The sequence below is a fragment of the Jeotgalicoccus psychrophilus DSM 19085 genome, assembly GCF_000425845.1.
Classification (GTDB): Bacteria; Bacillota; Bacilli; order Staphylococcales; family Salinicoccaceae; genus Jeotgalicoccus; species Jeotgalicoccus psychrophilus.
The window spans coordinates 1-23,931 of record NZ_AUEF01000008.1; the positions used below are offsets into that span (position 1 = coordinate 1).

At 36.3% G+C, this 23,931-nt stretch carries 22 protein-coding genes and 2 pseudogenes; 7 read left to right on the forward strand and 17 right to left on the reverse strand.

Annotated elements, in window-relative coordinates; all coding sequences use genetic code 11:
* A partial coding sequence (locus tag H625_RS13860; protein ID WP_035785133.1) for a transposase occupies positions 1-249 on the reverse strand: 249 nt, incomplete at its 3' end.
* 98 nt (positions 250-347) lie between these two features.
* Between H625_RS13860 and H625_RS13560 the strand changes: the two genes are divergently transcribed.
* Positions 348-443, forward strand: coding sequence for a type I toxin-antitoxin system Fst family toxin (locus tag H625_RS13560; RefSeq protein WP_156897181.1), 96 nt, complete (start codon positions 348-350; stop codon positions 441-443).
* Positions 444-622: 179 nt separating this feature from the next.
* On the opposite strand, the pseudogene H625_RS13415 reads toward H625_RS13560, so the two are convergent.
* The 7 genes and pseudogenes from H625_RS13415 to H625_RS0103875 all read right to left on the reverse strand — a co-directional run bounded on the left by H625_RS13415 (position 623) and on the right by H625_RS0103875 (position 7,523).
* Positions 623-1,124, reverse strand: a pseudogene (locus H625_RS13415) (recombinase family protein).
* A 384-nt stretch (positions 1,125-1,508) separates the two neighbouring features.
* The gene (locus tag H625_RS12480) at positions 1,509-2,054 is read right to left on the reverse strand and encodes a TetR/AcrR family transcriptional regulator (protein WP_084135718.1); all 546 of its coding nucleotides are present in this window, start codon (positions 2,052-2,054) and stop codon (positions 1,509-1,511) included.
* A 58-nt stretch (positions 2,055-2,112) separates the two neighbouring features.
* Positions 2,113-2,883, reverse strand: a complete 771-nt coding sequence (locus H625_RS0103855; protein WP_026858747.1) for a DNA alkylation repair protein — start codon at positions 2,881-2,883, stop codon at positions 2,113-2,115.
* 2 nt (positions 2,884-2,885) lie between these two features.
* Positions 2,886-3,314, reverse strand: coding sequence for a VOC family protein (locus H625_RS0103860; RefSeq protein WP_026858748.1), 429 nt, complete (start codon positions 3,312-3,314; stop codon positions 2,886-2,888).
* 762 nt (positions 3,315-4,076) lie between these two features.
* Positions 4,077-4,697: a CadD family cadmium resistance transporter gene (locus tag H625_RS0103865; RefSeq protein ID WP_026858749.1), complete on the reverse strand. Its 621-nt coding sequence runs from the start codon at positions 4,695-4,697 to the stop codon at positions 4,077-4,079.
* Positions 4,694-7,162 carry a heavy metal translocating P-type ATPase gene (locus tag H625_RS12485; protein ID WP_084135720.1) on the reverse strand — a complete coding sequence of 823 codons (2,469 nt, stop codon included), beginning with the start codon at positions 7,160-7,162 and terminating at the stop codon, positions 4,694-4,696. Before H625_RS12485 ends, H625_RS0103865 begins: the two co-directional genes overlap by 4 nt.
* The gene (locus tag H625_RS0103875; protein ID WP_026858750.1) at positions 7,155-7,523 is read right to left on the reverse strand and encodes an ArsR/SmtB family transcription factor; all 369 of its coding nucleotides are present in this window, start codon (positions 7,521-7,523) and stop codon (positions 7,155-7,157) included. Before H625_RS0103875 ends, H625_RS12485 begins: the two co-directional genes overlap by 8 nt.
* Before the next feature lie 883 nt (positions 7,524-8,406).
* Between H625_RS0103875 and H625_RS0103880 the strand changes: the two genes are divergently transcribed.
* Both H625_RS0103880 and H625_RS0103885 read left to right on the forward strand, forming a co-directional pair.
* Positions 8,407-8,733 carry an ArsR/SmtB family transcription factor gene (locus H625_RS0103880; protein ID WP_026858751.1) on the forward strand — a complete coding sequence of 109 codons (327 nt, stop codon included), beginning with the start codon at positions 8,407-8,409 and terminating at the stop codon, positions 8,731-8,733.
* Positions 8,734-9,064: 331 nt separating this feature from the next.
* Positions 9,065-10,978, forward strand: a complete 1,914-nt coding sequence (locus tag H625_RS0103885; RefSeq protein WP_026858752.1) for a heavy metal translocating P-type ATPase — start codon at positions 9,065-9,067, stop codon at positions 10,976-10,978.
* 1,240 nt (positions 10,979-12,218) lie between these two features.
* Here the strand turns inward: H625_RS0103885 and H625_RS0103890 are convergent.
* Both H625_RS0103890 and H625_RS0103895 read right to left on the reverse strand, forming a co-directional pair.
* Positions 12,219-12,632: a universal stress protein gene (locus H625_RS0103890; RefSeq protein WP_026858753.1), complete on the reverse strand. Its 414-nt coding sequence runs from the start codon at positions 12,630-12,632 to the stop codon at positions 12,219-12,221.
* Positions 12,633-12,650: 18 nt separating this feature from the next.
* Entirely contained in the window at positions 12,651-14,102 is a 1,452-nt protein-coding gene (locus H625_RS0103895) for a SulP family inorganic anion transporter (protein WP_026858754.1), read from the reverse strand.
* Between the two features lie 115 nt (positions 14,103-14,217).
* Between H625_RS0103895 and H625_RS0103900 the strand changes: the two genes are divergently transcribed.
* Complete coding sequence (locus H625_RS0103900; RefSeq protein ID WP_026858755.1) at positions 14,218-14,760, forward strand: recombinase family protein; 543 nt, start codon at positions 14,218-14,220, stop codon at positions 14,758-14,760.
* Between the two features lie 49 nt (positions 14,761-14,809).
* Positions 14,810-15,085, forward strand: coding sequence for a helix-turn-helix domain-containing protein (locus H625_RS0103905; protein ID WP_026858756.1), 276 nt, complete (start codon positions 14,810-14,812; stop codon positions 15,083-15,085).
* Between the two features lie 256 nt (positions 15,086-15,341).
* On the opposite strand, the gene H625_RS0103910 is transcribed toward H625_RS0103905, so the two are convergent.
* Together H625_RS0103910 and H625_RS0103915 are read right to left on the reverse strand one after the other, a co-directional pair.
* A complete protein-coding gene (locus tag H625_RS0103910; RefSeq protein WP_026858757.1) occupies positions 15,342-15,755 on the reverse strand; it encodes a universal stress protein in 414 nt (137 codons plus the stop codon).
* 19 nt (positions 15,756-15,774) lie between these two features.
* Positions 15,775-17,226, reverse strand: coding sequence for a SulP family inorganic anion transporter (locus tag H625_RS0103915; RefSeq protein ID WP_035785136.1), 1,452 nt, complete (start codon positions 17,224-17,226; stop codon positions 15,775-15,777).
* A 130-nt stretch (positions 17,227-17,356) separates the two neighbouring features.
* Here H625_RS0103915 and H625_RS0103920 point away from each other — a divergent pair, with 130 nt between their 5' ends.
* Both H625_RS0103920 and H625_RS12495 read left to right on the forward strand, forming a co-directional pair.
* Complete coding sequence (locus H625_RS0103920; protein ID WP_026858759.1) at positions 17,357-17,899, forward strand: recombinase family protein; 543 nt, start codon at positions 17,357-17,359, stop codon at positions 17,897-17,899.
* A 354-nt stretch (positions 17,900-18,253) separates the two neighbouring features.
* Positions 18,254-18,567, forward strand: a pseudogene (locus H625_RS12495) (recombinase family protein); the annotation flags it as partial.
* A 79-nt stretch (positions 18,568-18,646) separates the two neighbouring features.
* Here the strand turns inward: H625_RS12495 and H625_RS0103930 are convergent.
* The 5 genes from H625_RS0103930 to H625_RS0103955 all read right to left on the reverse strand — a co-directional run bounded on the left by H625_RS0103930 (position 18,647) and on the right by H625_RS0103955 (position 23,760).
* On the reverse strand, positions 18,647-19,879 hold the full coding sequence (locus H625_RS0103930) for a hypothetical protein (RefSeq protein ID WP_026858760.1): 1,233 nt from the start codon (positions 19,877-19,879) through the stop codon (positions 18,647-18,649).
* 89 nt (positions 19,880-19,968) lie between these two features.
* Positions 19,969-21,354 carry a dihydropyrimidinase gene (hydA, locus tag H625_RS0103935; protein ID WP_026858761.1) on the reverse strand — a complete coding sequence of 462 codons (1,386 nt, stop codon included), beginning with the start codon at positions 21,352-21,354 and terminating at the stop codon, positions 19,969-19,971.
* Between the two features lie 15 nt (positions 21,355-21,369).
* On the reverse strand, positions 21,370-21,675 hold the full coding sequence (locus tag H625_RS0103940; RefSeq protein WP_026858762.1) for a hypothetical protein: 306 nt from the start codon (positions 21,673-21,675) through the stop codon (positions 21,370-21,372).
* Positions 21,676-21,743: 68 nt separating this feature from the next.
* Positions 21,744-22,034, reverse strand: coding sequence for a hypothetical protein (locus H625_RS12500; RefSeq protein ID WP_035785138.1), 291 nt, complete (start codon positions 22,032-22,034; stop codon positions 21,744-21,746).
* A gap of 364 nt (positions 22,035-22,398) precedes the next feature.
* Positions 22,399-23,760 (reverse strand): hemolysin family protein, encoded by a 1,362-nt coding sequence (locus H625_RS0103955; RefSeq protein ID WP_026858763.1) that lies wholly within the window; start codon positions 23,758-23,760, stop codon positions 22,399-22,401.
* Between the last annotated feature and the right edge of the window lie 171 nt (positions 23,761-23,931).

Sequence of the window (23,931 nt, forward strand, 5' to 3'; positions counted from 1 at the left end):
TAGAATCTCGTTTTCCATTTTTAACTGTTGAATGTCTTTGCGAAGTCTTCTGAGTTCGCGCTCTTCTTCAGATAAATTGTCAATATGATTAAATGAACCTGTGTTCTGATGATTTTTAACCCATTTATCTAAAGCTGAAGCCGTGAGATCATACTCCCGTACAATTTCAGATTTTGATTTACCATTTTCAAATAATCGGACCATCTGTAGTTTAAATTCAGGGGTAAATGTTCTTCTCGTTCTTGACATAAAAAAACGCCTACTTTCATTGATTTAACAATAACCTCCCTCATAGGAGTTGTCCAATCAAGTGTAGACGATTCATTAGCATGGAAGGAGGTGACATCATGTGGCTAACTTTATTTGATTTAATAATTGCACCAATTATTGTCGGTGTAATTATAGCTCTATTTAATTATTGGTTAGATAGAGATAAAAAATAGCTAGATGACTTCCAATACACCATTAAAAATCCCCAATCTACGGACATAGATTGGGGATTCGGTGTTTCATCATGTGGAAACTTTATTTGTTAAGTAAATTATAGCATTCCGAATACTCACTTGTAAATAAAAAAAGTCTATACCTGTCAAAACAATTCAGTATATTTATTGCCCTTATGTCACTCACTTTTTCTCTCATTAATCACTTTATAAATGGTTAATCTATACACACCTACCATCTTTGCGATTTCTTCATCTGAATAGTTGTACTATTTATATAGCGACATTATCATCCCTTTCTTTTGATCCGTTATGCCAGGTCGCCCACATAATCATCCTCTGTCACGTGCTGGCTCTAGACCTTTCTTTGTCGCTCACTTAATAAGTTTGTTTATAGTTCTGCAAATTCACTCATCATAGTAAAGTACATTTCCCCCATCGCATCTTTAGTTGTAATATTCACATCTATAATTTGAAAATCAATCTTTTCATTTTCAAGGTGTTGAGATAGCTCAATCAATTGTTTCGTCGTGCGACCTAATCATCTAGCTCAGTAATCACAAGTGTGTCACCATCACGCATGTAATCTAAAAACTTATCTAACTCTGTCCGTCTATACTTTCTTCCACTGAATTTCTCTGAGAATATGCGATTACACCCATATTCTTTTAATACATCGATTTTTAAGAACGATCAATATTTTGCATATAAATTTATGAACGTTTTCATTTATAAAAAGAAAATTAATCTTCTGGTTAAACAATTTATAGATGTGCTTCTTTCTATTAAATTTTGTTTTTTTAGGGTAGATCCCAAATAGACATTAATAGAATATCGATTTTACTGCTTATCACTTTCTTCTTTATTTTGCATGTAAATGAGAAAACTCCAACTCCTTTGCTAAGAAAGGGGATTGGAGTTTTTTCTGTACTTATAGCAACTACCAATCAGTTATGATATGTAAACTGTAAAATTGACTGGAAGCCTTCTAACTTCATTTACACAAGATATTTTACGCTCTCGCATTATTATTTTTATTCGAATTTAGTAATGTAATCATTAAGTTTAATAAGGGTTCTTAAATCCTAAAATTATTCCTTCTATCACAACCATGGACTTCTCTATTGCTTTTTTCTTATCGTTTTGTTCTGACACCCATATTGAAAGTTCGTTAATAGCTCCTGATAAAGCATGCGTCATTACAATTGAAGAGTTTTGTTGAAGAATATCCTTATCTTGTAACTGTTCAATCTGATTTTGTAGTAATTTCATTGAGTTTTCTTTGTCAAATCTTCGGAAAATTTGCCACCCCAATACAGATGGACCGTCTACTAGCAGAATTCGATACATATTTTCTTTTGAAATAGTTTCAATGAATATTCTACAGCCTTCTATTAATTGCTCCAACTGATCCTCGTTTTTTTCATCTACTGCACTAATTTCTTCTGCAATTAGTTGATGCGCGTGCTCGAAAACTGCATAAAACAATCCTTTTTTGCTCTTAAAGTGATGGTATACTGCCCCGCGTGTCAATTGCTCTGTTTCAACAATATCTTCCAATGAAACTTTTGAATAGCCATGTTCCGAAAATAATTCGGTTGCAATTTCTATTAATTGTTTTCTAGTTTGATTAGCTTGTTCCTTTTTTTTTTCACTTTAAAGTACCTCTCTATATTTCTCTTATCATTTCTAGTGCTCCTGGATATTCCTTTTTAACTAAAGTACGCAGTCCTCTTTTTATTACTATTGGTGATGTAGTTGTTCTTCTTTCAAGTAGCCATGATAACACGATTTCTGGCTCTTCTTTAGATAGATCGTTAAGGTGATTTCCTACAGATTTTCTGACGTAATTAGATGAATCATTTTTAAGTGAATCAAGTAAAACTAAATTTTGATTTATATCCCCATTTATATAGTCTATCTTTGAGGCCCAGGGTAATCTTGGGCGAGTTCCTTCGCTTACAAGTCGTCTTACGTGAGAATTATTATCTTTTCTCCATATATCAAAGTATTTTAAGCATTCGTTAGTATTGTTTACAATAAATGGTCGAATTGCATATTCTGAGGTGTGTCTTTGAGTAATCTCATAAAGTGCTTCCAAAGATAAAGAGACATGACTTGAGCCATATAATTCTACGTAACGTGCTATGGGCATTAGAAAATAACCGTTCGTAAACATGCCTTTTTCTGTCTGGTTTACTGGTCCCAGTACAGACAATAATACAAGAAGCGCTTTATCAAACTCTTTAGGCAGCGCTTTGTGTAATTCTTCTGCAATCACTAAAACACGTGCTTTTAATTCTTTGTTCTCTACTCTTTTCGAAACATTATCGATAAATATTTTGTTGGGAAATGATTTATAATTTATTGAAATTAATGTCGCTAACCTTTCAGCTAAATCCTTGTCAAAATAATATTTGAGTGGAATATACTGACCCATTATTAATTTGAACCAAAATTCTCGTCTACATATTGTTTTGTGTAATTATCGTCCGCAGGGATAACTTTTATTACATCTATTAGAACACCATTAGGATCTCTTGTAATAAAGTGTCGTTGCCCGAATGCTTCACTACGTATATCCAATACGATAGGCAACTGGTTTTCTATTGCAAGTTTTTGATAAATAGCATCAACATCTTCTACCTCTATGTTCAATAAAAGACCTTGCGCTGCCTTGCCATAACCTTCAGGTATTGTTTCGTGGTTAAGGTCAAGTAAAGCCAATTCACCGTTCGTTCGTTTATTAACAAGACTTACATACCAGTCAGCCTCGAATGATACTGAATATCCAAAATAATTCATATAGAATTCTTTGCTGCGCTTCAACTCTTCAATCATCAATACAGGATAAAAACTATTCCATTTCAATTAAATCACTCTCCTTTACAATATAAATCAATTATACATACGTACTGTATGTATGTATATATAAAAAACTTTATTTTTACTTTGATTAAGCATTAAATGCTAGAATTTCTATGGAATTTATTGTGTTTTTATTTACTTTTAATATTAAATTAACATTTCCTGTTGTATCTTTTTTGGGTCATCTTTTCATAAGTATCTTCAGAAATAAGCGTTCGTAAAAGTACACTTTTAAGAACGGTTTAAAAACATTTGAAATAGATTAAAATAAACGTTCTTAAACATATAAAAATAGTTTACGAACGTTCAATATTTTGCATATACTTTTACGAACGTTATTCATTTATAATTAGAAAAAAATCTTCTGGTTAAAAATTTATAGATGTGTTTTTCTCTCTTAAATTTTTGATTGATTAAAGTAGATCCTAAATAGACAACACTAGAGTGTCTCTTTCACCGATGAATTGCATATATTTTAAATACTATTTTGCACATACTACTTTAGAACCCAGCTTGTCTTCTTACGAAGACAAGCTGGGTTCTTTAATTATAATGCAAATTATCGTCTGAATTAGTGCAGAATAATTACGAAAGTGACAGAAGGGGTAACCGGATGTGAATCGGTGATTAAAGTTTAGCAGACCTTTGTCTTAAATCTGGGTGTGACTTTTGACTTTATTTTGCACTTATTTAAGTGATATTTTGCACTAAAATTAAGCCGATATCTCACATTAAAAGAGAGATATCGGCTTATAAAATTTTCTATTAAAATAGGAATGAGAACAGAGCGTTGAATGTGCCATTTTCAAATAGGATATAAATTCCTAATCCTATAAAGACGATTGGAACGATCCAACGTTCATATTTTTCGATTTTATCTGAAACAAAATTCAAGGAAGCCAATCGATAGCTGATTAGACATAGAACACCAACCATGATCATGAAAACAATGACGGCAATAATGATTTCCATCATATTTAAAGTCGTAAAGTACGGTATATAGATAGCGAAATCATCCGCACTGGAAGCCAGTACAATGAAAGTGACCGTTATGAATAATTGATTGAATCTGCCTGAAGAGAAAAGGGAGAGAATGTTGCCTTCATCTTCGTCTTCTTCACCTTGAATCCATATTTTTATACCCAGGTAAAGCGGCAGCAGTCCAAGCAGTCCGATCATCCATTGTTGGGGAACTAGATTAGCAACGCCCAATGACACCAGAAGACTCGCGAGTATAATAATGACTGTCCCAATATATTGTCCAATCCAGATATGTTTTATTTGATTACTCTTTTTGATTTGCGAAAACAGAAGAATCAATATGACGAGATAGTCGATTCCTGTCGCTACATAGATGGCAGCAGCTGTAAATGCCGTTATAATCATTTTTCCAACTCCAATATTTCGACATCAGTACTTTTATTTATCTGGGAAGAACCCAAGCTTAATTCATCTTCCTTCACACGCATAAGCCTCAAACCATTCAAGGCCACCACTAAAGTGGCACCCATGTCCGAGAGAATCGCAATCCATAGTGTCAGCCATCCTGGGATGACCAACAATAGAGCAATCAGTTTGATTCCAATGGCAAAAGCGATATTCGCTTTGATGATGTTCAATGTTTTACGGCTAAGTTTGATGGTAAAGGGCAGTTTCCTCAGGTCATCGCCCATTAAAGCGACATCCGCTGTTTCAAGAGCGGTATCTGTACCGGCGCCACCCATAGCGATACCAACGGTGGAAGCTGCCAGCGCCGGGGCGTCATTGACCCCATCGCCGACCATGCCTACATGACGATAATCAGTTTTTAGTTGCTTGATTACGTCTAGTTTATCCTGCGGGAGTAATTCAGATTGAATATCTGTGACACCGACATGTGAACCAATCGCACGGGCAGTACTATGATTATCCCCCGTAAGCATGACTGTTTTTTCGATGCCTGCCTGATGCAGCTTCTGGATTACCGCTTTACTTGATTCGCGGACTTCATCCGCGACTGCAATGATTGCCTGAACTGTATTTTTCGTTCCTGCAACCATAACGGTCTTACCTTGTTCTTGAAGTGTTTTGACATCACTTTTAATTGAATCATTGAAATTAGCTGCCTCTATCTCTTCAAATAATGCCGGGCTGCCAACGTAATACATTTCATTATTGATTTTGCCCCGTATCCCTTTGCCTGTAATGGAAGAAAAGTCTTCGACAAAAATATCAGAATAAGGAAGGTTATAACTGTCTGCCTTCTTTATAATCGCGGATGCCAATGGATGCTGGGAACGATCTTCCAATGCTGTGATGACTGCCAGCATTTCCTTTTCATCAATTGCATTGTCGATTAAACGATAATCAGTTACAACCGGGACGCCTTTTGTGAGTGTGCCGGTCTTATCAAATGCAATGGCCTTTAATCCACCCATTTCTTCGAGGTAGACCCCGCCTTTTACAAGGACTCCCTTCTTGGCAGCATTTCCGATTGCCGAAACAATCGCTATCGGCGTGGAAATTACCAATGCACATGGACAACCTACAACGAGAACCGCTAACCCTTGATACACCCAAGTGGACCAGCTCGCACCGAAAAATAACGGGGGTACAATCGCAACCAGCACTGCGACAACCATAATGGCAGGCGTATAATATTTTGCAAATTTATCAACGAATGCCTGGGCAGGAGCACGCTCACCTTGTGCTTCTTCCACCAGATGAATGATTTTGGCAATGGTCGTATCTTCAACCAATTTAGTGATTTTAACTTCCAGTAAGCCTTCTTCGTTCAGTGTCCCTGCAAATACTTCATCATCGATCGATTTTTCAACCGGCACTGATTCACCTGTGATTGCTGCCTGGTTGATTGCAGAGTAGCCATTGACAATTACGCCGTCCATAGCAATTTTCTGTCCAGGCTTAACAATCATGATATCGCCCACAGCAATATCATTGACGTGCACTGTCATTTCCTGTCCGTTGCGTCTGACAAGTGCCTCTTTAGGAGCAATATCCATCAATGAACTGATGGATTGCCTTGCTCGATCCATCGAGAAACGCTCCAACGCTTCGCTGATGGCAAACAAGATGACAACAATGGCGACCTCGGCCCATTCTCCGATGATGACACCGCCAATCACTGCGACTGTCATCAGGGTTCGCATATCAAATTCAAACCGGACTAAATTCTGGAGACCCGTTTTCAGCATTGAAGCCCCTCCGACAATCATGGAAGTGATGAACAGCAGTGGTGTAAGAATATTGTCATCACCATTCACCAACATTGAAATGAAGCCAAAAGCGATAAACAGTAGCGAATAGAGCAGAGTGCTGTGCTTTTTATAAAATGGAATGGTTACTTCCTTTTCTTTTTTGTCTTGTCCACTTTCTTCCCGGGATTTCTCAGGCACCACTTTGAGGTTTTCAAACGCCCCTGCTTCTTCCAGTTCCTCAACCGTTGCAGAACCATATACAGAAATTTTTGATGCGCCAAAATTCACCTTCGCATCTTGAACTTCAGGTAGTTTCTTCACATTATTCTCAAATTTCCCTGCACAGTTCGCACAGGAAAACCCCTGAACACGGTAAACTTTTTTTTCTTTATTTACTTCTGGTTGCGTTTGACGCATAGACTTTTCAGGCACCACTTTGAGGTTTTCAAATGCCCCTGCTTCTTCCAGTTCCTCAACCGTTGCAGAACCATATACAGAAATTTTTGATGCGCCAAAATTCACCTTCGCATCTTGAACTTCAGGTAGTTTCTTCACATTACGCTCAAATTTCCCTGCACAGTTCGCACAGGAAAACCCCTGAACACGGTAAACTTTTTTTTCTTCTTCAGTCAGCTCTGCAATCCCTTCAGACATTGGTTATCACTTCTTTCCTATGTATTAATGCAATCGTCATGATTTCCCTAATATGCTGATCTTCCAGAGAATAGAACGCAAGTTTGCCTTCTTTCCTGAATGTGACGATGCCTTCTTTGTAGAGAGTGCGTAAATGATGAGAAGCATTTGCTACAGTCACACCGAGTATATTTGCGATGTCACAGACACATAATTCCTCTTCCCGGCATAAGGAATAGGTGATTTTGGCCCTATTCACATCAGCGATGGCCTTAAGCATCTGTGATATACCGGCAATATCGACAGTTTGTAAATTCTCTTGCATCCGGTTAACCTTTTCTTCGTCATAACAAAAAACTTCACATGTTTCTTTTTTATTCATACATACACCTCATCATTCAAATATTTGTTTGAATATAGTGTATCATCTTATTTTTCTTTATTCAAGCAGATGTTTGAATAATAAAGGGCCCTACCAACAAAACACGGAAAACATACGCTAAGGAAAATAATGCAATGAAAGATGATTTTCCAATCTCGAACAATTGACTGAATAATTACCCTGTCGTGATATGGATTGCTAAAATTATTGCGAACAGTATCCAAGTAAGCATACCGAACGCAGCTAAAAATAATTATTCCTTCAGGTATGTTATGTAGAAATAAGGTGGTCAACATGAAATTTCCCATACTTGTTCCAATTGTTGATCCAATCGCGATGCCAACAGGGAAATTATGAATTGCTATACTGGTAGTTAAAAGTACTCCCGATCGAACGAAAATATCTTTTTGATGACTATTAGTGATAATTGTAATTTTATCTATTAATAGATGAATGGATTGGAATAATACTAAGCCTATTGCTATTCCACCGATTTAAATTACCCACCCGCCTAATTCAATACTTTCTGGAATCATTTCAAAAAATAATAAACCAATTATAAGGCCTGCACATAATGAATAAATGAAGCCATGACCACTTTGAAAACCTTTCATTATCCAAGCGAGTCCACCGCCACACCAATTCAAAATGCAGAAGCGAATGCCGGATCATCCATACTGCACTCATCCCACTACTCTCCTTAAAAATGCTTTGTTTATTTTACGCTAAAAAATCAAAACAAAATATATGAATTCATATTAAATATTATTTGACTCTTTATTCAGATGATAATATCATATATATGAACATATATTAATATATGTAGATAAATAGTGATTATTATATAAGATTTGGACTTGAAACCTAAAGTGAGGGAAAAATAATGGAAGAAAAAAAAGAATTTGAGGAAGTAAATAATAAGGACTTAGATGATGAAACATTATTTGTCGTATCGCAAACATTTAAAGCGTTAGGTGATCCTACGAGAATCCGGATTCTCCATTCGCTCTTTTATAAGGAGTATTCGGTAAACGGTATTGCTGAAACGCTACATCTTAGACAATCAACAGTTTCCCATCAATTGCGGTTCTTGAAAAATTTACGGTTAGTAAAATTCCGAAGGGAAGGCACAACGTTGTTTTACTCCCATAATGATGAACATACTATGAATATGCTAAAACAGGCGATCGATCACGCCTATCATAACTAGTATTCCGTAAACCAGTAATGAGTGTTAATAGTAATTTACGTCATTAATATTGTTATATGATTATATAACAATATAGATTATAAGCGTATGAAAAGAGGGTTTTGCAATGGATATGGAAAACAAAAAACAGAATGGAAAGCGTTGTATGATATCTCGAAAGAAAGTGAGATGGGTGTAGCAGAGAGGGTTAGTGAATACGGTTGATAAATTCATAGGATGTATTATTGGAACAAAAAGTTTGGATGTGGTCAATTAACGTCCTGGTTTAGTTAAGCTTACTGCGAATATATTGGAACCCGATATATCATATTTATTTAGAAAGGTGATAGAAATGAAAAATATTCAAGAGCAACAAGCACACGAAAGTCATAGCCACGATCATACCCACGGAAAAATGCCAATTATTTCATATTTTATTGGCTTAGTGTTGGCTATAATTGGGCTTTTTTTAAGCGATGAAAATTTATTAATACAAAACATCTTATTTTCATTTGCCACAATCACAGCCGGCTACCATGTAATTCTTCTCGAAGGAATTGGAGAGACAGTTGAAAATACTAAATTAAAGGGGAAATTCACTCCTAATTCTCATATTCTAATGGGATTAGCTGCAATCGGGGCTTCTCTGATAGGGAGTTTTTGGGAAGGAACCCTTTTGATACTTATTTTTTCCGGCGCTCATTTTCTTGAAGATTACGCTGAAGGAAGAAGTAAAAGAGAAATTACTAAGCTACTCGAAATGAACCCAACGACAGCTAAATTAATTCTACCTGATGGAAACACAAAAATTGTTGATGTCAGTGAATTAAAAGTTGGAGATCAACTCCAAGTGCTGAACGGTGATCAAGTTCCAATTGATGGAATTATTTTATCGGGTACTACCTCAATTGATGAATCTTCTATTAATGGGGAAAGTATAGCGAAAGAGAAGTCTAAGGGTGACGAAGTTTTTGGAAGTACGATTAATGGAACAGGTACTTTTACTATGGAAGTCACTAAGGAAAACAAGGATACTGTATTCTCTAAAATTTTACAATTAGTTAGTCAAAACCAAGATAATCAAACAAAAGCTGCCAGTATCATTCAAAAATTCGAGCCTAAATATGTTAATATCGTTTTAATCGCAATACCATTAGTAATGTTACTTGCTCCTTTTTTATTTGATTGGACATGGTCGCAAAGTGTTTACAGGGGATTAGTGCTTTTAGTCGCAGCTTCACCGTGTGCTTTGGCAGCAGCTACTGTATCTGTAACATTATCTACAACATCTAACCTAGCTAAAAAAGGCGTGCTTTCAAAAGGAAGTACTTACCTATCACAATTAGCGGATATAGATGCAATTGCCTTCGATAAAACAGGAACCCTTACGAACGGAGAACCTAAAGTAACAAATTACTATTTCACTCATTCTGTGAACGAAGAAAATATTATTGATATTATAGTCGCCCTTGAAAAGGAATCCAATCACCCACTCGCTAATGCTATTTTAGAAAAATTTGAAGTTAAAAATAAAATAGGCATCGAAGTTACTAATCAAATTGGAAAAGGTCTGACAGGAGATTATAATGGAAAAAATTATCGTATTGGTAAGCCTACTTCTTTTGAAAGTGTTTCTGAAGAGTATACCCAGTTCAATCATGATTGGGCATCAGAAGGAAAGACGGTTGTATACGTAGCAGAAAATGAAGAAGTTATTGGGCTTATAGCTCTAATGGATATTCCGAATGAGCATGCTAAAGAAACAATTAATTACTTTAAGAAACTTGGTATCCACACGACTTTAATTACTGGTGATTCGGAAATGACGGGAAAAGCTGTAGGCGAACAATTGGGAATAGACGAAGTTATCGCTAATGTAATGCCTGAAGATAAATCCAGAATTATAGAAGAACAAAAAGAAAAATTTGGAGTTACTGCCATGGTCGGAGATGGTGTGAACGATGCACCGGCCCTTGTTAATGCTGATGTTGGTATAGCTATGGGGGGCGGTACTGATGTGGCAGTAGAAGTATCTGATTTGGTTTTAATGCAGAACAATTTATCTAAATTAGTACAGTCTCATAAAATTTCCTCAAATATGGGTCGTGTTATTAGGCAAAATATTATTTTTTCAATGGCAGTTGTTGCCTTTTTAGTTGTCGTTAGTTTGTTAGGATTAACTGATATTACAATCAGTGTAATTGTTCATGAAGGAAGTACTTTAGTTGTTATACTAAATGGACTTCGATTATTAAGATCTAAATAATGAACGAATCGATTGACATGAATGAACTTTGAAGTGTGGATTCTACAATGTTCCCATAACATTGGACACTAAAAAACAGAGCAATCTAATAAAGATGTTATGAGTAAAAACAATGCCTTGCATACCGTTTTTATCATACGGGCGGTCAAATAAGCAATTAAAGAGCATGGGAAGCATAAAATCATAAACAGTGACTTAAGGCAGCCAGTTTACATTCAAAAGTTACATTGACTGTATTAAAAGTTTCGAAACGATTAATATCCGTATGGGGGCAAGCGTCGAGCCAAAGATAATGCCAGGACAGAGCGTCTTTTTCCGTTCTTTTAAGTGGGAAAGGTTTTACCTTCTCTATGCCAAGACAGTCCCAGAGCTAAAAGGGCCAGTTGCTCTTTTTGGGCGTTTGTGAACGGTAATCGCAGGAAGGGGATTTTCCCAACCGTACCTGGTTTTCCATCACAATAAAGTTGGCGGCATTTGTTCTGATATTCTTGGGAATACTTACACTATGAATGGCCGTATTAAGTGATACAGGAGCTGCTATTATTGTAATACTGAATGCTCTCCGCCTTTTGAGGGTAAAAGAATAAAAGTAAGGATAACTAGGTAAAGCTGTTCAATCAAAAATTGAACAGCTTATTTTTCATCAAAATCAAAAACGTTTATTATAATACCTACACTTGTTCCGTTAAACGTACCGATTTTTAACCTTATTGTATCAGTAATATCTTGAAACGAAGTAAGCGACTAAAATTTCTCTTTTATCATACGGTTATAAAAATACACTTTTAAGAACGGTTTGAAAATTTTTGAAATAAATCAAAATAATCTTCTGGTTAAAAAACTTGTAGATATGACTTCTCTCTTAAATTTTTGTTTGATTAGATTAGACCCTAAATAAACATTATAAGACTATTGATTCCATTAGTTTTGGTGTAACTTTATATTTTATTTTGCACTTAATTTAAATGTTGTCTTACGAAATTTTATGAAATTATGTATCTTACATTTAACTATACTTTAACCATTTAGTTCACACTTAATAAGTATTTCATCCGGTGATTAGCCACAAACACCTGGAGATCAACTTATTTCTTCTACATAAATTTCACCTTGAATATGAGTATGCATGCTTTATTTATTTAATTAATTTCGCTTATATATTCTTCTATGTATAAATGGTTTTTTTGATAAAAATTTAAAAAGAAGCGTCTATAGGATTTTCTATAGACGCTTCAAATGTTTATTTAACAATCATTACTGGAATTTTCGAACGTTTGGCAACTTTGTGACTCACACTTCCCATTACCATTTCCTGCAGACTATTCAATCCCCTATTGCCCAAAACGACTAATTGATACTGTCCTTTATTGGCAAAAGCGACAACAGTTTCATTCGGCACACCATGTTCATAATGAATCAGGTAAGGAATATCGTTCGATTCATAAACACTAATAATTTCTGACAGTTTTTCTTTTCTCTTATTAATAATACTTTCTGAAACTCCACTGTGTAGCACATCGTCTTTAGAATCTGCTGGATCGATGACATTGAGTATGGTAACTTCTGACTCTTCATTGATAAAATTTAACGTTTCCTTTGCGGCTCTGATACTATTATCAGAACCGTCTGCGGCAAGCAAAATTGATTTATACATCGAAATTCCTCCTATATCTTAAGTAAGGTGCTGTTCATTCAACTGGCTCAGTTCTTTAACAATTTTACGACTGTCTGTATTTAATTGTTTGATATAAACTGTATTACCTTTTTCCTCAAACTTTCTTACGATGGTATCAATCGCATCTACTGCGGAGTCATCCCATAAATGAGCTTTGGAAAAATCTAATTGAATCGGTTTATCATATTTCTTGAAATCAATTTTTTCAATTGTTGTATCAATTGATGCAAAGAAAATCTGACCTTCAAAATGCAGCGTAATAGTATTTTCCATTTCTTCCAGATACACATCGACTTTTGAGATTTTCGTCGCAAAGAAGAGCGCACTGAATATAACACCCACAATAACACCGATTGCAAGGTTATGTGTAAATAATACAATAGCTACTGTGATGAGCATGACGAATGCATCAGTCCTTGGTGCTTTTTGCACATATCTGAAAGAACTCCAGTCGAATGTACCAATAGAAACCATTACCATAATACCGGCAAGTATTGGCATTGGAATCTGAACAACCCAATTGCCCAGAACAATAATCATCAATATTAATACAACACCCGCACTGAGAGAAGACAATCTAGTTGTGGCACCTGATTTCACGTTGATAACTGATTGACCAATCATGGCACAACCACCCATACCACCAAAGAATCCTGTAATAAAGTTTGCGATACCCTGACCGCGGGATTCTCTGTTTTTGCTGCTGTAAGTGTCCGTTGCGTTATCGACTATTTTAGCAGTCAGTAAACTTTCTACGAGACCTACAATAGCCATCGATAGCGAGTAAGGTAAAATAATCATTAGGGTTTCCATGGTAAATGGAACATCTGGAATAAAGAAGCTTGGGAGAGATCGCTCAATATTTCCTAAATCCCCCACTGTCCCTACGTTAGAACCAAAAATAATATAAATACCTGTCAAAAGTAAGAGTGCAATCAATGGTGCAGGTACCTTCTTGAGGAATCTCGGAACAATATAAACGATAAGAAGTGTGACAATTACATAGATGTAAGTATCAATGGATATACCGAAAATATGTTCAATTTGAGACATAAATATCATAATACCAAGGGCATTAACGAAGCCAATCATTACTGAGTTCGGAATAAACTTCATTAACTTTCCAACTTTTAACAAACCTAGAATCAGTTGAATAATTCCCATGAGTATTGTCGCTGCCAATAAATAATCAACGCCGTATTCACTGACAAGCGGGACTATAAGTAATGCGATTGCACCGGTTGCTCCCGAAATCATAGCTGGACGACCGCCGACAATCGAAATGATTACAGCAATAAGGAATGAAGCATACAACCCTACCATTGGATCGACTCCAGCAATAATTGAAAATGCGATGGCTTCTGGAATCAAAGCCAATGCGACGACGACTCCAGCCATAATGTTAGTACCCGGCGCAGTCAGCCATTCTTTTTTAAACTTTTCTTTCATAAATACACTTCCTACTCTTTTAAAATAACTAAAGTAAGTATAACAGAATAGTTCCATATGTATACCCCTTTATGAGAATAAATGTTATACTTTCTAAAGAAAGGAGTGTTATTTAATGAAATATGGCTACATTAGACCAATTGATTTATATGATGTTATACCTGAACAAGAGAAAAAAATAAAAATTTATACTCATAACATTATAAGGGAAAATCATACAGATACTAAAAATCGATATCAATTAGATAGATTGCTTAATGATATATTGAAGCCAAATGACCAACTGTATGTTACTGATTTATGTATTTTAGCAGATTCAACCAAACAGCTTGTCGATATTGTCAATTCTTTAGACCGCGACTTTATTTCAATCCGTATTATCAATCCTTCTATGTTTATCAGCCCTACACCTCGATATACCTTTAATCAAATTTTAAGTGAAATCTCAAATTTTCAAAGTGACGTAGTCAGATTTAGGACCAAAGAAGGAGTAAACAGTGCTACAAAAAAAGGAAAACAGATGGGAAGACCAAAACGGAACGATGAAAATATTAGAAAAGCGATAGAAATGTATACGTTAAATAAATTCACATTAGATGAAATTAAATCTGCTACAAATATAAGTCGAGCTACTCTATATAGACATTTAGATAAATAGTCTTATAAACGGATATTTTGAGATGATATATTATAAGGGAGGTAATTTTTTGAGCCAGTATGTTTATGGGTGTAATCGAGTGGACACCCGTCAACAATATTTTATACATCATTCTGATTTATTAGAAAGATATAATTTTGAGGAGAGTTTAAAAGATTCAAGAGGAAGGAATCGAAAAGGCGGCCGCCCAAGAGTTAAAATCACCGATATTACAAAAGCTATTAATCTATATAATACGGGAGAATACAGTGTAAAAGAAATTATTGAAACGATTGGCATTAGCAGAACTACTTTTTATCGATATTTAAACTGTAATAAAAAATAGAACCACTGTACTTCCATCACTGATTATAAAAATTTTCATGTATCTTTTACGACAGATAATATGCTTTTTCCTCATGTAAAATACTTCACTAAAGTAAAAAACTTCTTAAACCTATAGGTGAAAAAATATATCTCATTAACGGGTCATACGTTACGAGAGTTACCATAAATGATATATTCCAAAAATTTAAGAGATGTTAATTATAAAGAAACGACCATTGAAATGAAGTACATTACAGTAGTCGTTTCTTCAAATGTTATTTAACTATCATTACTGGAATTTCTGAACGTTTTGCCACTTTATGGCTCACACTTCCCATTACCATTTCCTGCAAACTATTCAATCCCCTATTGCCAAGGACGACTAACTGATAGTGTCCTTTATTGGCAAAAGCGACCACAGTTTCATTGGGTACGCCATGTTCATACTGAATCGTGTAAGAGATGTTATTCGTCTCATAGAGATTTATAATCTTTGATAATTTTTCTTTACGTTTATGCATAATACTTTCTGAAGGACCACTGTGTAATACATCATTTTTAGAATCAGTAGGGTCGATCACATTGAGTATTGTTACTTCTGTTTCTTCATTGATGAAATTTAATGTTTCTTCTGCTGCCCTGATACTGTTCTCAGAACCATCGGCGGCAAGTAGAATTGATTTATACATTAATATCTCCCCCTTATTATTAAGTCAGATGTTGTTCATTTAATTGACTCAGCTCTTTAACAATCTTACGACTGTCTGTATTCAATTCCCTGATATGAACAATGTTGCCCTTTTCTTCAAACTTTCTTACAATCGTATCAATTGCATCTACTGCAGAATCATCCCATAAATGAGCCTTAGAAAAATCTAATTGAACAGGTTTTTCGTATTTCTTAAAATCAATTTGTTCAAGCGTTGTATCAATAGATGCGAAGAAAATCTGTCCTTCAAAACTTAGCGTAATAGTGTTTTTCATTTCTTCTAAATGAACGTCTACCTTCGAAATTTTTGTAGCAAAGAAAAGTGCACTGAATATAACCCCTACGATAACTCCGATTGCAAGGTTATGTGTGAACAATACAATAGTGACGGTAATCAGCATCACGAAAGAATCTGTACGAGGCGCTTTAGCGATATACTTGAATGAATTCCAGTCGAATGTACCAATAGCGACCATCACCATAATACCCGCAAGTATTGGCATTGGAATTTGGACAACCCAATCACCGAGCACGATAATCAGGAACATTAGAAACACACCAGCAGTGAAAGTAGATAGTCTTGTTGTGGCACCCGACCTCACATTAATGATTGATTGACCAATCATGGCACAACCACCCATTCCACCAAAGAATCCAGTAATGAAGTTTGCGATACCTTGACCGCGGGATTCTTTATTTTTACTACTGTAAGTGTCTGTTGCATTATCAACAATTCTAGCAGTTAGTAGACTTTCTACCAGTCCGACAACCGCCATAGAGAGCGAATAAGGCAAGATAATCATCAGAGTTTCCATTGTAAATGGAACGTCTGGAATGAAGAAGCTCGGCAGAGATCTTTCGATAGTGCCAAGGTCACCGACTGTACCTACGTTAGATCCGAAAATAATATAGACACCCGTTAAGACGACAAGAGCGATTAATGGTGCAGGTACTTTTTTAATGAACTTTGGAAATACATAGACTATAAATAATGTAGCGATGACGTAAACATAACTATCGATAGATATTCCAAAAATATGTTCAATTTGCGACATGAATATCATAATTGCCAGCGCATTAACAAAACCAATCATCACCGAGTTTGGTATAAACTTCATCAATTTACCAACTTTTAACAGCCCAAAAACTAGTTGAATAACTCCCATGAGTATTGTCGCTGCCAGCAGATAATCGACCCCGTAATCATTGACTAGCGGCACAATAAGTAACGCGATTGCCCCTGTCGCAGCTGAAATCATAGCTGGCCGTCCACCAACGAATGAAATGATTACCGCAATAAGAAATGATGCATATAAACCAACCATCGGATCGACTCCGGCAATAATTGAAAATGCGATTGCTTCAGGAATTAATGCTAATGCAACTACCACACCGGCCAAAATATTCGTACCCGGCGCTGTCAGCCATTCCTTTTTAAATTTTTCTAACATAATACACTTCCTACTCTAAATTAAATATATAAAGTAATTATAACAGAAGAGTTTCATATGTACTTCCCTTTATGAGAATAATATATTTAAATTTAATGTTACAATATTGTAAAGACAGGAGTGGAATTAAATGAAATACGGTTATATAAGACCTATTGAATTATATGATGATATTGAAAATCAAAAGAAAAAATTAGAAGAACATACTAAGGATATCTATATAGAAGAACATGCAGAAAATAAACTTAGAAATCAGTTAGACTCTTTGCTTCATGAGACACTGAAAGAAAATGATGAATTGTTTATTACAGATATATGTATACTAGCCGACTCAACAAAACAGCTAGTAGATATCATTGACTTATGCAGTAAAAAAGGTGTACGTATCCTTATTATCAATCCGGACATACTAGTTTCTGCTGCTGCAGAATATAGTTTCCAACACATTTTAAATGAAATTTCTAATTTTCAAAGTGATGTTGTCAGATTCAGAACACAATTAGGTGTTAAAAAGGCAAGAAAAGATGGAAAGAAAATGGGAAGACCTAAACGAAGTGACGATAATATAAAAAGAGCAGTTGAAATGTATATGTTAAAAAAATACACACTGGATGAAATTAAAGCTGCTACAAATATAAGTCGCGCTACTCTATATAGACATTTAGACAAATAATCTCATAAACGAATATTTTTGAGACGTTTTGAGTTTTTTAATTGTTTAATACAAATACTAGGATTGTCATTTTTGACGATAAATTGTATATATTTTAAGTGTTATTTTGCATAACCAACTTTAAAGCCCAGCTGTCTTTGTGAAAAGATTAGCTGGGCTTCTTAACTATAGTACAAATTATCGCCCAAATCAGTGCGAAATAACATCGAAATTGACAGTATTTCTTTTTTAAAGTGTTATATAGTTGCCTAATAAAGGTAGACCCTAATTATACAAATATTGATTGCTGATAATCCTCAATATTTTATGTATGATTAGGGTGTAAAATAATTAGTAGATAAAAGGGGTGGTTTCATGAAAGTTGCGTATGCTCGTGTTTCTACACTGGATCAGAACTTCGATAGACAAATTGAAGTGTTTAAAAGATTTGGTGCAGAGAAAATATTTAATGAGAAGTTATCAGGAAAGAATATCTCTGAAAGAATTATATTTCAGGAAGCGATGGAATTTATCAGAGAGGGTAATCAATTTATTGTAGAAGCAATTAATCGGCTAGGAAGAAACTATGACGAGATTATACAGACGTTAATTTTCTAAAACAAAAAAACGTACAACTGATTATTACCAGTTTACCAATTATGGCTGAAGCGATTGGAAACCCCTGCTTAATAAATTCATCAAAAACTGCGCCTCCCTGTGACGTAAAGTTATCTTTACACTCCTCAAGTATCTTTTATAATTAATAACTTACTGATAATCAGTTATTTTCAGCATTCCATTTGTATCCAGCACCGTATACGTCACCTGAGACGTTTCCTGCCCATTCGATGTTGCATGTGAATATGTTCTGTTTACAGTAATCTGATATTCTCTCTCTGAAATCTGCTGTACAGAAACTGTTGTTCCCGGATAGTTTTGATGATCTTTGAACTTACCAGATGCTTTATTAGCCTGAATTTTATCCATTGCATTTCCTTCCAGGATAGAAAGCACATCGTTATTTTCGTCATTATAATAATCAGCCAGGCTGTCTAAATACGTTTTGAAAATAAAGTTTCTTAACGTATCGTAAGTGAAATAATCATCTTCCTCTGTCAGTTTAACAGGGAATCCTTCAGTATAATATTTATCAAAATAACGTTCATCATTATTAGATGAACTCTGAGTCTGTGGATTTTCATCAAAAATCTCCCGTTTAATCAGACCAATCCGTTCACCTTCCGGAGAGTTATAAGTACTTGCACCGGTAATAAAATACCTTCCGTCTTCTCCTTCACCCTCATATACATAATGCGGCAAGCCATTCATCGACCGGCTCCCGTCATCATATTGATCAGGTTCACCCAGAGCATTTATCAATTCTTCTTCAGTAATATGCGCGAAATACCACACATACTCCACATAGTTTTCATGCGGGTTGATGCTGCTGTCAGAACCATCATCCCCTGGTCCATACGGTGCACGCTCACTGTATACAACACCAAGATTTCCATGGAATGCCGGTGAAGCTCCACCTGAATAAAACGTAAATTCATAAGGTCCGTATAACTCTTCGACTTCTGTTTGAGTCATGCCTTCAGTTATTACATCCTGTTCAAAAGTACCTTGGTCATTTCCGGCACTTGTTCCGAGAAGCTGAGATTGTACTTCTGGAGAGTTTATATCAAATAATAAAGCTGAGTTAGATACTTTTGTGTGTTCTTCACTCTCTGTTGTTTGATTATCCTTATCTTCAGCAGATTCTGATGATCCATTATTATTTTCTGATTGACTCGTTTCATTCTCTGCCTTTGATGCTGTCTCTGCTGACTCATTATTCTCTTTCTCTGCGTTTTCAGATCCATCCGTTTTACTGCTTTCTTCAACTTCATTCGCAGTTTGGTTGTCTTCAGTACTTTCTGTTGTCTCCTCTGCACCATCAGAGCAAGCTGACGAAACTAACAGCAAAACAATAAATGGCATAAACCATATTTTTTTCACATCATCACTCCTGTTAGATAGTCTTATTCCCTATATATTTTTCTGTAAAAAATAATGCCCTCTGAAGGACATTATTTTATTTTTATAATTTACCTAAACGCCGTACCGAATGCTGTTCCTTTTATAAACGCACCCTGCCCTTTTTCACCCACGTATTTACCGTCTTTAACGACCTGTGTTCCTCTTAAGAACACCGCATCACATTCACCGATCTGGTCAAATCCTTCATACGCCGTGTAATCCAGTGCATTTAGGCTGTCTTCTACTGTAACTTTCTTCTCTACATTCGGATTGTAAATCACAACATCCGCATCATACCCTGGAGCAATGTATCCTTTACGGTGATCCAGTCCATTGTTTTTAGCAGGCATCGTTGAATAGTAATCTACTAATTCTGAACGTGTAATCTTCCCTGCTTCCACACCATATGTCCATAACATCGGCAGTCTGTTTTCCAGCCCCGGTGTGCCGTTCGGTATCAGTCTGAAGTCATCCAGTCCCATTTTCTTCTGGTCAAACGTAAATCCGCAGTGATCGGAACTTACTGCATTAATTGAACCGTCTTTTAATGATTTCCATAAATACTCCTGGTCAGCCTTATCTCTTAACGCAGGTGAACATACATATTTCGATCCTTCGAAGTCTTCTTTAGCAAGATACTCTTTATCGAAAAGTAAATACTGCGTACACGTTTCACCATATACCGGCAGTCCTTCTTCTTTCGCTTTCTTAATTGCATTTACCGCACCTTCAGTCGTTACATGTACGATATAGATTGGTGCCTCTGCAAAACGCGCCAAATTAATCGCACGTTCTGTTGCTTCCGTTTCAACAATCGGCGGACGTGTTAATGCGTGATGGTACGGATCTGTTTCACCATTCGCAATTGCTTTTTTCTGCATTAAATCAATTAAATCCGCATTCTCAGCATGCACCATAACAGTAACGCCTGCATCTTTCGCTTCCAGGAGCGCATTCGTTACCGCTTCATCATCCGAATGGAAAAACTGGCCCTTATACGCCATAAACAGCTTAACAGTCGGATAACCCGCTGCAGGCAGATTTTTAATATCCTTAAACGTTTCAGGTGTCGGATCTGTAATAACTGGGTGGAAACTGTAATCCACCATTGAAATACCCTCTACCCACTCTTTACGGTACGCTTCCACCGTTTCAACAAGACCCTTGCCCTGTTCCTGGTTTACGAACTCAATGACCGTCGTCGTGCCTCCAAGTGCCGCTGCATTCGTCGTTTCAAAGCCTTTCGTCCGCTCCCCCATAAACTCAAACGAAAAGTGTGCATGCTGATCCACACCGCCAGGCAATATATACATTCCTTCAGCATCAATTACTTTGTCCGCTTCCACTCTTAAGTTTCTGCCGACCGCTTCTATTTTAGTCCCCTCGATTAAAATATCGCCTTTATATTCATGCTCTGTCGTGACAATCAGACCGTTTTTAATTAATGTTTTCATATAATCCGCCCCTTTTTAAACCTGCTCTTTTTCTTTTTTATCTTCAATCAGCCAGCGGCGAGATTCTTTTGAATCAAGCGCTTTTTGCTCACGCAGCTCCCGCTCTTCTTTAATCTGCTCCAGTTCAAGTGCCATCGACTTATTTTCAAGCAGATAATTATCCTGCTTTATCTGTTCAAGCTTACGCTGTTCAACCATCTTTTTAATTTCGAGCTTCTGATCACTCTGGTTATATCCACGTTTCATTGCATATAAAGGAATACTTACCCCGCCGCCGATTAACACAAGTGAGGTGAAGAAGAGAAATTCAAAAATGCCCATATCATCCCTCCGATTTATCTTATTTCCAGTTTAACATATGAAGTCCGATGATTAAGAAAGACAAAGCTCTACTCAGCTTTGTCTTTCTCTTCTTCACTCTCTTCAATCAGCCAGCGTCGGTCCTCTTTATTCTCTAGTGCTTTTTGCTTTCTTTCATTCTCTTTTTTTATCTTGTCCAGTTCAATGCGCATCGATTCATTTTCCAGCAGATAGTTTTCCTGTTTAATTTCTTCCAGTCTTCTCTGTTCTTTTATTTTCTTTAATTCCATCTTATCATCGCTTTGATTATAACCTCTGTATATCGCATAAAGCGGTATCGTGAAAGTTAATATTACAGCAGCCAGTCCTACTATATCCATCGCCGCATCACCCCTTATATTTGATTATATTTTACCATAATATTTAACAGGTTCATCGGACCAATTTTTAATCTTTGGCATAGAGGCAGGTTCCATCAGACTGTAATTAGGTTTCCAGTCGTATGATCAAGTTTCATCGGACCGAATTCACGTTTCCAGTCGGATGAATGGACTTCATCGGACTGCATTCACGTTTCCAGTCGGATGAACGGGTTTCATCGGACTGCATTCACGTTTCCAGTCGGATGAACGGGTTTCATCGGACCGAATTCACGTTTCCAGTCGGATGAACGGACTTCATCGGACTCACAGAATATATAAACAAAAAAATCGGGACATCTCTGCCCCGATTCCTCTGTAAATATTATTTTTCGTTATCTTTCTTATCAACATCTTCTTCAAGTTGTGTTTCATCGGATACTCTGTTGTAGTCTCTTAAGTAGGCAACCTGTTTAATTGAATGGTTTTCAACTTCCAGCACCTGCCAGCGGTCAAATTCCGTATCGACATATTCGCCTTCTTCAATGTCAGTATTAATACTCTGCATCCAGCCGCCGATCGTATCGATATCTTCACTTTCATTAAACGAAATCTTAAAGTCGTCCTCAAGGTCATCAAGCAGCACACGGCCGTTAATGTGGTAAATATTCTCGTCGACTTTAACTATATCCAGTTCTTCATTTTCATCGAACTCGTCACGGATTTCCCCAACGATTTCTTCAAGAATATCTTCCATGGTCACCATACCGGCTGTACCGCCGTATTCATCAATGATCAGCGCGATATGCACGCTTTCTCTCTGCATTTTAACTAACGCGTCACTGATACGTGATGATTCAGTTATCACCGGAAGTTCATGTATATAATCGCCTGCAGCGACATGTTCATCCGATACGTGATTTGTTAAATATTCTCTGACGTTTATAAAACCGATAATATTATCCTTGTCACCATTGCTCTCAGTCACAGGGTATCTCGTGTAGTTGTATTCTTTAATTGTTTCAATAACCTGATCAACCGTTACCGGTTCTTCAAGTGTAATCATTTGTGTACGCGGCACCATAACGTCTTTTGCCGTACGTTCATCAAATGAGAATATATTCTGCATATAAGCAAGTTCTGTCTGATTAATTTCACCGCTCTGGTAACTTTCAGTCATAATCACTTTAAGCTCTTCTTCCGAGTGTGCCTGTTCTGTCGGCATTTCTTTAATACCAACTAAACGTACAAGTCCTCTTGCTGCACCGTTCATTGTCCAAATAAATGGTTTTAAAACGACACCGAAAAAGTATAGCGGACCGCTTAGTGCCATTGACATTTTTTCTGCATACTGAATCGCAACAGTCTTAGGTGCAAGTTCACCAACAACAACGTGAATGAACGTTACGATAATAAATGCTGCTGCCACTGTTGCAACAGATGACATTGATTCAGGAATACCAATCAGGTTAAACAGCGGGTGTAAGATTACTTCAAATGTAGATTCCCCGATCCAACCTAAACCTAGTGCTGTCACTGTAATACCCAGCTGACAGGCAGATAAGTAATAGTCCAGGTTTTTAATCATTTTTTCTACACGTATTGCTCTTTTGTTTCCCTGTTCAACCAATGCGTGAATTCTCGACATGCGTGCTTTAACAAATGCAAATTCTGAACCTACAAAAAGCATTGTAAGTACGATTAATAAAACAAATAGTAATAAATTAGTTATAGTGGATATATCCAATCAGTCCCCCTCCTACGGGGTTCACCTCCGATAATTTGTGACCGCCTGGGTCGTTTGTTCATGAAATTCAGTTTGATTTATATTGTTTAACAGAGTATTCTCTGCAGTTCTTTTCAGATACACCTTCCCAACAGCCGTCACCTCCACTAATTTTGTTAAATTAAGAACATT